This window comes from Enterococcus sp. DIV0802b (assembly GCF_050543535.1).
GTDB lineage: Bacteria > Bacillota > Bacilli > Lactobacillales > Enterococcaceae > Enterococcus_D > Enterococcus_D entomosocium.
This window is the reverse complement of the sequence record NZ_CP172941.1, coordinates 1017324-1031518: the sequence shown is the minus strand read 5'-3', so window position 1 is coordinate 1031518 and position 14195 is coordinate 1017324. Positions and strand designations below refer to the sequence as shown.

Annotated in this window: 12 protein-coding genes; 6 read left to right on the top strand and 6 right to left on the bottom strand. The window is 42.7% G+C overall.

Annotation, left to right across the window (positions count from 1 at the left end):
• Window positions 1–104: 104 nt before the first annotated feature.
• Window positions 105–1907, top strand: coding sequence for a glycerophosphoryl diester phosphodiesterase membrane domain-containing protein (locus IGJ12_RS04700; RefSeq protein WP_430619401.1), 1803 nt, complete (start codon window positions 105–107; stop codon window positions 1905–1907).
• A 61-nt stretch (window positions 1908–1968) separates the two neighbouring features.
• Here the strand turns inward: IGJ12_RS04700 and IGJ12_RS04695 are convergent, their stop codons facing one another.
• The 3 genes from IGJ12_RS04695 to gdhA all read right to left on the bottom strand — a co-directional run bounded on the left by IGJ12_RS04695 (window position 1969) and on the right by gdhA (window position 5339).
• The gene (locus tag IGJ12_RS04695) at window positions 1969–2178 is read right to left on the bottom strand and encodes a hypothetical protein (protein ID WP_016619871.1); all 210 of its coding nucleotides are present in this window, start codon (window positions 2176–2178) and stop codon (window positions 1969–1971) included.
• Window positions 2179–2540: 362 nt separating this feature from the next.
• Complete coding sequence (locus tag IGJ12_RS04690; protein WP_005229134.1) at window positions 2541–3887, bottom strand: glucose-6-phosphate isomerase; 1347 nt, start codon at window positions 3885–3887, stop codon at window positions 2541–2543.
• Window positions 3888–3989: 102 nt separating this feature from the next.
• Window positions 3990–5339: an NADP-specific glutamate dehydrogenase gene (gene gdhA, locus IGJ12_RS04685; RefSeq protein ID WP_087664370.1), complete on the bottom strand. Its 1350-nt coding sequence runs from the start codon at window positions 5337–5339 to the stop codon at window positions 3990–3992.
• Window positions 5340–5499: 160 nt separating this feature from the next.
• Between gdhA and IGJ12_RS04680 the strand changes: the two genes are divergently transcribed.
• Together IGJ12_RS04680 and IGJ12_RS04675 are read left to right on the top strand one after the other, a co-directional pair.
• The gene (locus tag IGJ12_RS04680) at window positions 5500–6762 is read left to right on the top strand and encodes an NAD(P)/FAD-dependent oxidoreductase (RefSeq protein WP_086316975.1); all 1263 of its coding nucleotides are present in this window, start codon (window positions 5500–5502) and stop codon (window positions 6760–6762) included.
• Between the two features lie 137 nt (window positions 6763–6899).
• Complete coding sequence (locus IGJ12_RS04675; protein ID WP_005237193.1) at window positions 6900–7937, top strand: tagatose 1,6-diphosphate aldolase; 1038 nt, start codon at window positions 6900–6902, stop codon at window positions 7935–7937.
• Window positions 7938–7992: 55 nt separating this feature from the next.
• Here the strand turns inward: IGJ12_RS04675 and ybaK are convergent, their stop codons facing one another.
• Genes ybaK through IGJ12_RS04660 form a run of 3 tightly spaced genes read right to left on the bottom strand, consistent with a single transcriptional unit; the run spans window position 7993 to window position 10462 of the window.
• Window positions 7993–8484 carry a Cys-tRNA(Pro) deacylase gene (gene ybaK, locus IGJ12_RS04670; RefSeq protein ID WP_005237194.1) on the bottom strand — a complete coding sequence of 164 codons (492 nt, stop codon included), beginning with the start codon at window positions 8482–8484 and terminating at the stop codon, window positions 7993–7995.
• Between the two features lie 50 nt (window positions 8485–8534).
• Window positions 8535–9287, bottom strand: a complete 753-nt coding sequence (gene aroD, locus IGJ12_RS04665; RefSeq protein WP_005229128.1) for a type I 3-dehydroquinate dehydratase — start codon at window positions 9285–9287, stop codon at window positions 8535–8537.
• Between the two features lie 5 nt (window positions 9288–9292).
• Window positions 9293–10462 (bottom strand): class I SAM-dependent rRNA methyltransferase, encoded by a 1170-nt coding sequence (locus IGJ12_RS04660; RefSeq protein WP_060792547.1) that lies wholly within the window; start codon window positions 10460–10462, stop codon window positions 9293–9295.
• A 237-nt stretch (window positions 10463–10699) separates the two neighbouring features.
• Between IGJ12_RS04660 and IGJ12_RS04655 the strand changes: the two genes are divergently transcribed.
• The 3 genes from IGJ12_RS04655 (at window position 10700) to IGJ12_RS04645 (ending at window position 14154) form a co-directional block, all read left to right on the top strand.
• On the top strand, window positions 10700–12784 hold the full coding sequence (locus IGJ12_RS04655; protein ID WP_016613914.1) for an LTA synthase family protein: 2085 nt from the start codon (window positions 10700–10702) through the stop codon (window positions 12782–12784).
• A gap of 180 nt (window positions 12785–12964) precedes the next feature.
• On the top strand, window positions 12965–13702 hold the full coding sequence (locus tag IGJ12_RS04650; RefSeq protein WP_005237197.1) for a hypothetical protein: 738 nt from the start codon (window positions 12965–12967) through the stop codon (window positions 13700–13702).
• On the top strand, window positions 13681–14154 hold the full coding sequence (locus tag IGJ12_RS04645; protein ID WP_430619400.1) for a hypothetical protein: 474 nt from the start codon (window positions 13681–13683) through the stop codon (window positions 14152–14154). The genes IGJ12_RS04650 and IGJ12_RS04645 overlap by 22 nt, the downstream gene beginning before the upstream one ends.
• Window positions 14155–14195 lie beyond the last annotated feature (41 nt).

Here is a 14195-nt window from a genome sequence, read left to right as displayed (position 1 = left end):
GAACTATGCCTGTGGCAAATGTGCTTCTAAAACTGTTCGGCTCTTTTTTACCGCCTTTCTAGAATAAATTGAACCACAATACTTACTTTGTTAGGATGACGACCATGAATTATTTAAAAAACAGCTTAGTCAACACGTGGGATTTTTTGAAAGACAGCAATGCCTACTTCCGTGATGTTTTATTGATGCACGGTGCCTTGTTGTTCTTAGTGATCCCGATATTATCGGCTTCCACCAAGTTCGTCTTAAAGCGCGGCGGCTTGCCCTACCTTTCTTTCGATAATATCGGTAGTATCTTTACAGATCACCCTATTGTGTTGCTCTCATTAACCCTGATTTTGCTTTTGATCTTATTAGCCGTCTTTTTTGAATTTACTTTCTTGCTGCTGAGTGTCTATTTTATCAAAAAGAAGCAGCCCATCAGCTTGCGGCAATTGTTACGAATGACTATTTTGCAATTGCGCAAATTACGGCCGATGACCTTTTTATTTTTCCTTTTTTACTTCTTACTGATTTTACCCATCGGTGGATTGAGTTTTAATTCGGATTTACTCGCAAAAATCAAAATCCCTGCCTTTATCATGGACTTTATTTTTGCCAATCGTGTCTTGATCATTGGGGCAGTGCTTTTGGTTTATGTTTTGTTGATTTACTTGGGGATTCGCGTGATCTTTGCCTTACCGGAAATGATTTTACGTGATCTGCCCTTTCGAAAAGCGATCAAAGAAAGCCTCCAAGTAACAAAACGCCGTTTTTTTGCCATCGTTGGTCAATTTGTCTTTATCGGTGGTAGTATCTTATTGATCACGACTCTGGGCTTCACGCTGCTTATTACCCTTCAAGCAGTGATTGAAGTTGTTACACCGGACTATGCGTTGTATAGTGCTGTTTTTATTATGACTTTCTTGCAGTTTATTTTGTTACTGAATGTCATTTTATCGACCGTGGCTATTTTTTACATCATCGTTGATTTCATGGATGATGAAGGCTTTTTACCAGAGATCCCTTCGTGGTTCCACCAAGAACCATTGAACCAGCGACATTTTCTAGGACTGAAAAGTTCCTTGTTTACCTTGGTCACGGTACTTTTTGGTGTTGGGGTTAGTCTGTATAATATGAACTATCTGACCTCAGCTGCTTCGATCCATCCGGTAACGATCTCCCATCGAGGGGTAAGCGACGGACAAGGGGTCCAAAATTCCCTTGAAGCGTTACGTTTTACTAGTGAGAAATATCAGCCGGACTACGTGGAAATGGACGTCCAGCAAACAAGTGATGGTCATTTTATTGTCTACCATGATTTTTCTTACCGGCCTTTGACAGGCGGCAAAGGAAAACCCGAGCAATTGCCCTTGAGTTACGCCGAATCACTGACGGTTTCAGAAAACAACCAGACAGCCCGTATTCCCACTTTTGACGAGTACTTGGCACTTGCCAATCAGTTGGATCAAAAACTGCTGGTGGAGATCAAAACCCAACAAAAAGATACTGCGGCACTCGTAGATGCCTTCTTAGAACGATACCAAGAGGATTTAGTTGCAAATGGGCATATTATGCAAAGCCTCTCCTATACAGTTGTTGAAGAATTAAAAGAGAAGGCGCCTGAATTGACGTCGGGATACATCATGCCTTTCAATGTCGTAGGGCCGCCACTGACCAGTGCCGACTTTCTGACAATGGAATACAGTACGATCAACCGCAACTTCATCGCTTCTGCCCGGACCGATGGCAAGGAAGTGTTCGTTTGGACCCCCAATGATGCGGATACTATCAGCCGAATGCGTTTTTACGGTGTAGACGGGATTATTACTGACCAAATGGGGATTTTAAATGAAGAGTTGAGTTTGTCGGAAGAAGACATGACTTATTCAGACAAACTATTGAATTTCGTGATTGGCGTTGGCTGATTTCACACGAAAAAAAATGCTGCTCACGGTGATCCGTTGAGCAGCATTTTTTGCTAGTTGGTTAGGCAACGTTCGTTTGTGTACAAATTTTATTGAAACTGACGATCATCCGACGATTACAAGCTTCTACTTGTGCTTGATCTTCTTCTTCATAACTTGAAACGACGATCAACGCCGTATGTACGTATAGTTTTTCCACCACACCAATCACAGGCTTGCTCGCCCCGACAGGTCGGCAGACATATTTTTCACCGATCGTAATATTCTCCATATCCTCACCTCAACCGTTTTCTTTCATAAAGATATAATAACAAAAAAGCATCAAATTGAAAACGTTTTATTTCAATTTATCACGCATTTGTCACCAAGAAATGACAGTTTCGTTCGTTCAAACGCACTGGTTTGTTCGTGCCACTTCTTAAAAAGCATTTTATACTAAAGGAAATCAAAAGGAGATGAGTCAAATGCCAATTATTCAAACCTGTATCTTTGGACTATTGTCTGCTGCGTTGCTTTGGGGATTAAAAGAAGACCGCTGATTTTTTGGATCAACTATCGAGTAACACAACAAACGCGAAAATAAAACAACGCCTTGTGCCGATCAGAACTGGCACAAGGCGTTTCTTTGTCGAATTATAGACGTTCGTTTAATTCTTTTGCAAGATCTTCAAAACCTGGTTTGCCAAGTAAGGCGAACATGTTTTTCTTGTACGCTTCAACCCCTGGTTGGTCAAATGGGTTCACCCCGTTTAAGTAACCAGAGATACCTACAGCGATCTCAAAGAAGTACATCGTGTAACCTAACGTGTACGCATCCATTGTAGGAATTTTTACTAACAGATTAGGTACATCCCCATCTGTATGGGCAAGTAACGTTCCTTCAAAGGCTTTCGTATTAACAAAATCAACTTCTTTTCCTTCTAAGTAGCCAAGACCATCAAGATCTGCTTCTTGTGTAGGGATCGCAATTGATTTGCGTGGTTTTTCAACTTTTACGACAGTTTCAAAGATATTGCGACGGCCTTCTTGGATGTATTGACCAAGAGAATGCAAATCTGTTGAGAAGTTTGCGCTTGAAGGATAGATCCCTTTTTGGTCTTTTCCTTCTGACTCGCCGAATAATTGTTTCCACCATTCTGAAAAGTATTGCATGCCTGGTTCGTAGTTGATCAGCAATTCCGTTACTTTGCCTTTGCGATAAAGGATGTTACGCATTGCTGCATATTGATACGCTTCATTTTTTTCAAGGTCGTCACTTGCGTAAGCATCGCTAGCATCTGCTGCCCCTTGCATCAAGGCATCGATATCTGCTCCGCTGGCAGCGATTGGTAATAAACCAACAGCAGTCAATACAGAGAAACGGCCGCCGACGTCATCTGGAATCACAAAGGTTTCCCAGTTTTCAGCATCTGCTTCAACTTTTACTGCACCTTTCGCTTTATCCGTTGTTGCGTAGATCCGTTTGTTGGCTTCTTCTTTGCCGTATTTTTCAATCAAACGTTCTTTGAAAACACGGAAAGCGATCGCTGGCTCAGTAGTTGTTCCTGATTTTGAGATCACATTCACAGAGAAGTCACGGTCACCGATGATTTCGATCAAATCTGCTAAGTATGTTGAAGAAATCGAATTACCGGCAAAAAAGATTTGAGGTGCTTTGCGTTCTTCATTTGGTAGCAAGTTAAAGAAAGAATGATTTAAGAAATCAATCGCTGCTTTCGCTCCTAAATAAGATCCGCCGATCCCGATCACGACTAGTACTTCAGAATCAGATTGAATTTTTTCAGCCGCTTTTTTGATACGCGCAAATTCATCTTTGTCATAATTTTTAGGAAGGTCGATCCAACCTAAAAAGTCGCTACCAGCACCTGTTCCTTCGCGTAATTGTTTGTCTGCTGCTGTAACTTGACTTTGCATGTAGCTCAATTCGTATTCGTTTACGAATGGTGCTACTTTCGAATAGTCAAACTTGATGTGTGACATGATTTGTCCTCCTTGAAAAAATAGTTTTTCATACACTACCTACTTTACGTTTTTTTCCAACTTTTTTCAAGTAATTCCTGATAGGTAGCCTGTTGGGTGATTTTAGACAAGTCCTTGAGCAAACATTGCTTTAGCAACTTTTTCAAAGCCTGCGACGTTCGCACCTAACATAAAATTATTTTTTTGATCGAAGGTTTCAGCTGTATCACGGCATGCTTCATAGATCGACTTCATGATATCATCCAATTTGGCATCGACTTCGGCTTTTTCCCATTGCAATCGTTGGGAGTTTTGACTCATTTCTAAAGCAGAAACGGCTACGCCGCCGGCATTGGCTGCTTTTCCTGGGCAGTAGAAAATTCCTTCTTCAATAAAATATTCTGCTGCTTCTAATGAGCTAGGCATGTTCGCGCCTTCAGAAACGACCCGGACGCCATTGGCTTTTGCACGTTTGGCTTGCGAGAGATCAATCTCGTTTTGGGTCGCACAAGGAAAGGCTAATTCCGCTGGAGTATCAAAATCCCAGACAGTTGCCCCTTCATGATATTCCGCTGTTGGCCGTTCCTTGGCGTAAGCCGTCAAACGTTCGCGTTTCACTTCTTTGATCTCTTTTAATAAGGCCAGATCAATGCCGTCTTTGTCATAAATAAAACCAGAGGAATCAGAACATGTGACAGGGGTCGCACCTAATTCTTGCAATTTCTCAATTGCATAGATCGCAACATTGCCGCTTCCAGAAACGATCGCTTTTTTGCCTTCAAATGTTTCATCTAAGTCTGTCAATAAATGCTTAACGAAATAAACAGCGCCATAACCCGTTGCTTCTGTGCGGTTTTTACTGCCCCAGAAGTCTAGTGGCTTACCGGTTAAAATCCCGGCATCGTATTGTTTCAATCGTTTGTAGGCACCAAACAAATAGCCGATTTCCCGACCTCCGACACCAATGTCGCCAGCAGGAACATCTAGGTCAGGTCCGATATGTTTTGACAGCTCCGTCATAAAGCTTTGGCAAAAACGCATCACTTCGGCATCTGATTTGCCTTTTGGATCAAAGTCACTTCCGCCTTTGCCGCCGCCGATCGGCAGACCCGTCAAGCTGTTTTTGAAGATTTGCTCAAACGCCAAAAACTTCAAAATACTCAAGTTTACACTTGGGTGAAAACGCAAGCCGCCTTTGTAAGGCCCCATTGCCGAGTTGAATTGAATCCGATAGCCACGGTTTACTTGCCAGTTGCCTTGATCGTCTTGCCACGGGACTCTGAATTGGATAAAACGTTCTGGTTCAGTTAAGAGTGCAAGGATATTTGATTCAATATATTCTGGATGCTCCTCTAAAAAGGGAACGATCGTAGGTAAAAATTCGTCAATTGCTTGAAGAAATTCCGGTTGGTGTTGGTCTTTCTCGTGAATCTTCGCTTGAATTTCTTTCACGTAAGCTGAAGCTTTGGTCATAGTGCATTACCTCCTTTAAGATATTTTCTATTTTAAAGAAATTTTCTGAAATTGCACGCTTTTTTTTAGAATTGTCAGAATTTTTTATCATTCGAAAAAAATCGCCCTCTCCTTTCAGCAGTCATAGGCGATGTGTTACAATCCCAAAGAGGTGAGAAGAATGGAAAAAACCTATGATGTCATCGTTGTTGGTGCAGGTACGAGCGGTATGATGGCTGCGATCACCGCTGCCAAACAAGGTGCTAGGGTCTTATTAATCGAAAAAAACAAAAAAATCGGCAAGAAACTATTGATGACTGGCGGCGGACGCTGCAATGTAACCAATAATCGGCCGGTAGATGATTTAGTTGCTCATATTCCAGGAAACGGCAAGTTTTTGTATAGTACGTTTTCCCAATTCAATAACTATGATGTAATGGCGTTTTTCGCAGACTTAGGTGTCGTCTTAAAAGAAGAAGACCACGGACGGATGTTCCCTGTGACGAACAAATCAAAAACCATCGTCGAAGCGCTGCTTCAAGCAATCAACGATCATCACGTCACCCTGTTGACGAATACGGTCGTAACCAAGCTGATCCATGATGGCAGCCAAATACGCGGCGTACGAACCGAAACCGATGAGTTCTCTGCCCCAAGCGTGATTTTGACGACGGGTGGCCGCACCTATCCTTCCACGGGCGCAACGGGGGACGGCTATAAGATGGCGAAAAAAGTCGGGCATACCATTACGCCGCTTTATCCAACCGAATCGCCGCTTGTTTCAGAAGAATCTTTTATTCAAGAACGGACCTTGCAGGGCATTTCCTTACAAGACATCACCTTGAGCGTCTTGGATCAAAAAGGAAAGCCCATCGTCGCCCATACTATGGATCTTTTGTTTACTCACTTTGGGTTATCTGGTCCAGCTGCTTTGCGCTGTTCCTCTTTTGTGAACCAAGAATTGAAAAAGCAGCAACCAGTGACGGTTGTTCTGGATTGTCTGCCGACGAAAGCCCAGGAAGCCTTGACCCAAGAATTAATTCAGTCTGCGGCTTCGAAGAAACAATTGCCGAATGCTTTAGCTGGCTTTTTGCCTGAGCGCTTGATGACCTTCTTTTTGCAGCAGCTAGACTTGCATGAGCTGGTTGCTGAAAAAGCCTCACCGGAACAGTTGACGGCGCTCGCTTCCTTGATCAAAGGCTTTTCAATCACCATTGTCCGCACGTTCCCATTAGAAAAGTCCTTCGTGACGGGCGGCGGGGTCCATCTGAAAGAAATCAATCCTAAGACCATGGAAAGCAAGAAAATCAATGGCTTGTATTTTGCCGGTGAATTGCTGGATATCAATGGTTATACAGGTGGTTTCAACATCACCGCTGCGTTTTGCACGGGTCATGTTTCTGGAAAAAACGCAGCAGAAACAGCTAGTTATTTCAGTTATTGATCGACGACCCAGGTGTTGGCAGCAATATCCTTGCCGTTGCTGCCAACACCTGGGTCTCCTCTCTTTTTGCTTATTAGTTGGGTTTTTCTCAAAGTAGGCGTAGACTAAAGATAGCAAGATCGAGGGAGGTTTTTTTTATGAAACGAATTTCAAGAGGTAAATTTGAACGAATGCAAAAACTTTCAAATGAGGACGGTGTGATTGCCGCACTAGCGATCGACCAACGTGGTTCCATGAAAAAAATGATGAAGGCGGCAACTGGACCGGATGACTTTACGATGGAACACATTTATGAATTCAAACAGTTGGTTTCCCAAGAACTGACCAAATATGTCAGCAGTATTCTGTTAGATGAGGAATATGGCTTCTTAGGGATCGAAGCAAAGAATCCCAATGCTGGCTTGATCCTTTCCTATGAAAAAACAGGCTATGATGTCAACACGCCGGGTCGTTTGCCAGAGATTTTACCCAATGAATCGTTGCAGCGCTTGGTGAAAAAAGGTGCGGATGCTGCAAAAGTCTTGGTTTATTATAATCCAGATGAACCCCAAGAGATTTTAGATACCAAACATGCGTTTTTGGAGCGTTTAGGTACGGAGGCACAGGCGGCCGATATTCCCTTATTTGTGGAACCGATCGTCTATGATGATGAGATCACAGATGACAAATCACCTGCTTTTGCCAAGATCAAACCGAGCAAGGTCATCCGAACCATTCAGGAATTGACGAAAGATCACTACCATATCGATATTTTGAAAGTCGAAGTACCGGTTCAGTTCGACTTAGTGGAAGGCTTCCAAAAAGAAGGCTTAGAGGCCGTCTATACGCAAGAAGAAGCAGCCAATTACTTCAAAGAAGCCAGTGACGCCGCGACTCGGCCATTTATCTATTTGAGTGCGGGAGTTCCAGCGAATGTCTTTCGCGATGAATTGACCTTTGCTGGTCAACATGGTGCCAAATTCTCAGGAATCTTAGGAGGTCGAGCAACTTGGCGCGATAGTGTGGAAATTTATGGGAAACAAGGTGCCAAAGCGTTGTTGGAATGGCTGGACACCCAAGGGAAAGAAAATGTTGAAGAATTAAACGCCATTCTAAAACAATATGCCACTCCATGGTTTGACTTTTATGGTGGTTTAGAAAATATTGAGGTTTTCGATATTGAAGTAATGGAATAAAATAGTACAAAATAATCCCCGTGAACGGCATTTCAAGATGGTTCACGGGGATTTTTTATTCGTGTTCAGGTGCCAACAAATCGGCAAAGATCGCCCTAGTCAATTGTTGCAACGCTTGTGGAGCAAGCCCCATCTGCAACCCGCGCTTTCCTGCAGAAACCACGATTTCTTCCAGTGTCTGCGCCCCACGATCAATATAAGTAGGAAAGAGCTTTTTCATCCCGATCGGCGAACAGCCGCCGCGAATATAGCCAGTCGTTTCTTCTAAATCTCTCAGATGCAGCATCTCTACTTTTTTGTTTCCACTGACTTTGGCTAACTTTTTCAGATCCACTTCTCTGTTTCCAGGAATCACAGCCACTAGCGGACCTGTTTTGTTGCCCACTGCCACCAGCGTTTTGTAGATGGCTTGCGGGCGTGCTAGTTGCACAGCGACGGATTGCGCATCGAGATGGTCTTCCGACCACTCATAGGTGTATTCGTTATAAGCGATTTTCTGTTGTTCTACTTGACGGATCGCATTGGTTTTTTGTTTCTTCTTCGCCATTTTATCCCTCTTTTGTTTTGGTTTCTTTTAAGAGAAGGCCTTGGCTGGTCTTACTCATTGAGTGAAAATTCTTGTAAGTAGTTGGTCATTCGTTCGATCGGTATTTGTCCAGGTGCTGAAGCACCTTGCAACGAAGCAAAAGTAAAGACCGAACCAGTCAATGCCCCACTAACCCGGCTGATTTTCCCCAGCTCCCCCATCGACATGATCGCCAACGGCAGTTGGTTGAAGCCACGCGCTTTAGTAATGATCCCCATCAAACGTAAAACATCTTGGACTTGCTTGGGCATCATCGCTAACTTGCCAACATCGGCACCAAATTGATTCATTACGCCGATCTTTAAAATCAACACAGCATCTTCTGGCGTTTTCTCAAAATCATGATTGCTCAATATCAGCTTTACCTGTGCCTTTTTGATTTCTTGAATAAAGGCTCGACCTAAAAATTCAGCTTTCTCTAATTCGACATCGATCCAATCGATCAAGCCTGAATCAGCAGCAGCTAAACACAATTCTTTGTACTGGGTCAATGTGAACGCCCGCTCGCCCCCTTCTTCCAAGGTTCGAAAAGTGAAGAGCAGCTCTTTGTGCTTTAATGTCGTGCGAATATGTGATAACGCATCTAAGACCGCTTGCTGGTCTTCGACATGTTTGTAATGATCAACACGCCATTCGACGATCTGTGCCTCTGATTCCTCAGCAGCAATGGCTTGTTTCAAGATCTCTTCATTGGTTTTCCCAATCAATGGCACACAAATCAACGGTGTTTTCCCGTCTAACGTTACTGGTTTTGATCGGCTCATCTACTTCACTCCTTTTTCATTTGATAAAAGAATACTTTCAGATAGTTCCCTTCGGAAAAATGCTTGTCTACCGCAAAATCAGCTGGTAGACGATAACTTTGAATACATTCATAAGCAACGTGTGCTTTCTCTAAGGATGCTTCGATCATTTCTTGAAACTTCCTCGGTGAAAGATTGGCCGCATTCGTTGAGGCGATCAACAAGCCATCAGGCGCTAAAATCGCCAAACTATCAGTGACTAAGTCGCCATAATTTTTCGCAACCGAGAAGACCTTTTTCTTGTTGCGGGCAAAACTCGGCGGATCTAAAACGATCACATCAAAGCGCAAGTCTTTTTTGCTGGCATAATTGAAGTAATTGAAAACATCCATGACATGGATACGCTGGGTATCTGGATCAATGCCGTTGACTGCAAATTGTTCGCGGGTCTTTTCTAGACTGCGTTTTGCCAAATCGACGCTCGTTGTTTGAGCAGCGCCACCGACAGCAGCAGCGACAGAAAACGCCCCCGTATAACTGAACATATTTAAAACCGTCTTGCCAGCTGCCAAGCCATCAACAAGTTGCCCACGAACTTCTTTTTGATCCAAAAAGATGCCCGTCATTAGTCCTTCGTTCAAATACGTCGCATACGTGACGCCATTTTCCTTCACCAGTAAGGGTTCAGGTGCCGTTTTTCCATAGACCCATGCTGATTCAGGCAGCTCAGACGTAAAGCGGATTTTTTCATAAGCCCCTTTGATCTCGGGAAATATTTGACGAAAAGCCGCCACGATCGCTTTTTTATGTTGATAAAGGGTGGCATTGTACCAAGAAAAAACGACATACTCGCCATACAAATCTACGGTAAGTCCCCCCAATTGATCCCCCTCGCCATTAAACAGACGAAAGGCATCTGTCAGGTCATCTTGATAGTAAGCACTGCGTTTGCCTTTTGCTTTCGCAAAGCGTTGCGCAAAGAATGCTTGGTCGATCACTGTTTCTTCAAAGGATACGACCCATCCGATCCCTTTATTTTGTTCCCCAAGATAGCCGACACCTAAGAAATGGTTGGCCTGATCAATAAAGGTGACCCACTCCTTCGTCTCGATTGCTTGTTGAAGATCTTCTCGTTGGATCAACGGATTCTTTTTGCGAAGCTTCGCTGATCCTTGCTTCGTTAGTTTTATTTTCATGTTCATCTGCTCCATTCATTCTCCTTTTTAGTATAGCAAAAAGCGACAGTATTGTCTGTATCCTTGAAAGTAAAGAAATACTTAATTCCGCGTCATGACAAGGAATTCATTTGACACGTCTTTCACAGCCTAGTAAAATGTACTGTGATGTAAAATCGTAATTTACCGGTTATACTGGAAAAAGAGAGGACGATTCCTTTGAAAAAAAATAAAGTATCCACCTTTGTGAATACAAGAATGGGCTTTTTTTTCCTATTAGCCCTATTATTTTGGCTAAAAAATATCTTTGCCTATATGGTGGACTTCCACCTAGGTATTGAAAGCAGCATTCAGTACTTCATCTTATTCATCAATCCGATCGCAACGACTTTGTTGTTGCTGTCGATCGCATTGTACGTAAGAAGAACCAAAGCAGCTTATATCACGATGCTTGTGATCTATTTCTTGATGACTCTGCTGTTGTTCTCTAATGTTTCGTACTATCGAGAATTCACTGACTTTATCACCATCAACACGATGCTCGGTGTAGGAAAAGTGGCAAGTGGTCTAGGAGAAAGCGCAATTCGCTTGTTCCGTCCCTACGATGTGTTGTACTTCATTGACTTTATCGTGCTGATTGCAGCCTTTTCAATGAAAAAAATCAAAATGGACACTCGTCCTGTGCGGGCACGGATGGCTTTTGCGATCTCAACCTTAGCTGTCATGGTCTTTTCTGCCAATCTTTTCTTAGCAGAAGCGGATCGTCCTGAACTGCTTACTCGAACGTTTTCTCGTGACTATTTAGTGAAATACCTTGGGATCAACGCCTTTACGGTTTATGATGGGGTACAAACTTATCAAGCTTCGCAAGTACGTGCCGAAGCGAGTCCCAACGACATGAACGAAGTAGAGAGCTATGTTAAAGAACATTACGCAGAACCAAATGATGATCTGTTCGGTATCGCAAAAGGCAAGAATGTCATTTATATTCACTTAGAAAGTGTTCAGCAATTCTTGATCGATTATAAATTGAAAGATGAAGATGGCGTGGAACATGAAGTCATGCCGTTTATCAATAGTTTATACCATAGCGATAGTACCTTTAGTTTTGATAATTTCTTCCACCAAGTAAAAGCTGGGAAGACCAGTGATGCCGAAACATTATTCGAAAATTCCCTGTTTGGATTGAATCAAGGAGCGTTATTCACTCAACTGGGTGGGAAAAATACCTTTGAGGCAGCTCCAGATATTTTAGGTCAAACGCAAGGCTATACCAGTGCTGTTTTCCACGGAAATACCGGTACCTTCTGGAACCGAAATGAAACCTACAAACGGTTTGGCTATGATTATTTCTTCGACGCATCTTATTATGATGTCAATGATGAAAATTCATTCCAATACGGCCTACATGACAAACCATTCTTTGAACAATCCGTACAATACTTAGAACGTCTGCAACAACCGTTCTATTCAAAATTCATTGCGGTTTCTAACCACTACCCATATTCTGAATTTACCAATGAGGAAGGCGGCTTCCCGCTAGCGAACACTTCTGATCAAACGATCAATGGCTATTTCGCAACCGCGAATTATTTGGATAAAGCCGTGGAAGAGTTCTTCAATTACTTGAAAGAAAGTGGCTTATACGAAAACTCAGTCATCGTTTTATATGGTGACCATTACGGAATTTCCAATTCTCGTAACCGTAACTTAGCAGAATTGCTTGGAAAAACAAGTTCTACATGGACAAACTTTGACAATGCCTCGTTACAACGTGTGCCTTATATGATTCATATTCCAGGACAATCAAACGGCGGCATCAATCATACGTATGGTGGCCAAGTCGATGCCTTGCCAACCCTATTGCACTTACTGGGTGTGGATACATCAAACTATATCCAATTAGGACAAGATTTATTCTCTGATCAAAACGAACAACTGGTTGCTTTCCGCGATGGCGACTTTGTGACACCAGACTACACCTACTACAGCAGTACATTGTATGACAATCGTACCGGCATGCCGATCAACGATCCATCCGATGAGTTGCAAGCCAAAGTCGATGAATGGAAAGCCAAAGTCGACAAGCAGCTTTCGGTTTCTGATCAGATCAATAATGGTGACCTTTTACGATTCTACGCGAAAAGCGGTCTAGAAGAAGTTGATCCTTCGACCTATAACTACAAAGACGCCCTTCAGCAAATGATGGACATTGAAAAGAATCTAGGCAGTGATTCAACTAGTGCCTTTTCTCAAAATGGCAATCAATCGACCGTCGATCTGTATCAAACAAAAACCTTCCAAGAATACCAGCAGATGACGGAACAAGATAGCGGCGAGTAAAGTAAGAACAACCAATAATCAATCCAGTAAGGCACCTGCCTTGCTGGATTTTTTTGCACTATTTGATAGGAAAAAGTCGAACTTTCTTGCCACTTTTTTAGCTTCGATATTTTACTACAAGAACTTCATACTTTATTCAAACTCCCCTTTTATACTATGTACTAGGATGAGGTGACTTAGATGAAAACTATACATTTTGCGATTGCCAGCATTTTTTATCATAAAAAAGCCATGGTGCTTTATACGCTTGTATCCTTCTTTGCCGTGATTGGCTTGATCGTGACGTTTGCCTTGATCTATTCGATGGATCAAGTGATCGCTCAAACAAGAGATCTCTTGGCGACAGAAGATCTGCAAACGAAAGTAGCCGAAGAGATCCAACCAGTCACGACAATCTATCATCAACTGTTCTATTTGATTTTTAGTGCCTTTACACTGGTCTTTATTGGCTTTCAAGTTTACTATCAATTATATAAACGCTCGGAATACACAGCTTGGTTAGCAAGTGGCGCCACCACCAGACAATGGGTAGCGATGCAGATCATTGAAATGCTCTTGCCGCTCTTAGCAGCCGCTGTGATCGCCTTTGTCTTATTGCTACTCTTCCAGCCTTATTTCCAGCGGGAATTACTCAGTGGGCATATCATTGCCCTTGATCGAGAGCGTGCTTCTGATAACTTTTGGGAGGCTGTACAAAGTCTTCCTGGACAAGAATTCGCCATTACGATTCCGCAGAATAGTCAAATTCTGGTCCAAAATGTCGATTTGAACAGCACCACTTGGCTTGCTATTTTATTTGAAAGCACACGCCACACACTTGTCGTCTTACTTGCCGCTGTTACCAGTTTTACTGGTTTGATTGCCAGCGGACATAGTCTGTATTGGAGGAAAAAACAATGGAAAAACCAACTCAGCTAACGAAACCAATTGGTTTCTATTATGTTTCGAAAGACAATGAAACAAAAACTTCTGAATTAAGTTTGCTGCTTTCACAAAAAAAAGCCATCTTGATTCGTGCTCAATGGCCTTCCGTTCCCTTTTTATCCGTCATGGACAATGTATCTCTTGCAAATAAAAAAGGGGGCGATTTAGAGGATGTTCTGCCTTATGTTCAGCTTCCCTTATCGGCTTTGAAAAAAGAGCGGACAGAATTAGGCCCCTTTGAGGAGATCAAAATTCAGCTGCTCTTAGCGTTACTTTCAGAAAGAGAAACCCTTTTAATCGAAAATGTCTTGAGCACGTTAACAACAGAAGAGGTCCAAATCCTGCTACCTTTGTGCCAAGAAATCGCCGAACAATTTGCTGTTGCCATCTATTTGATCCATGAAGACGAATGCTTTGCCCATACGCCCTATACCACTTATCTATAGTTTACATAGCCCTCATACAAAAAGGCTTGCTTGCAAAAGCA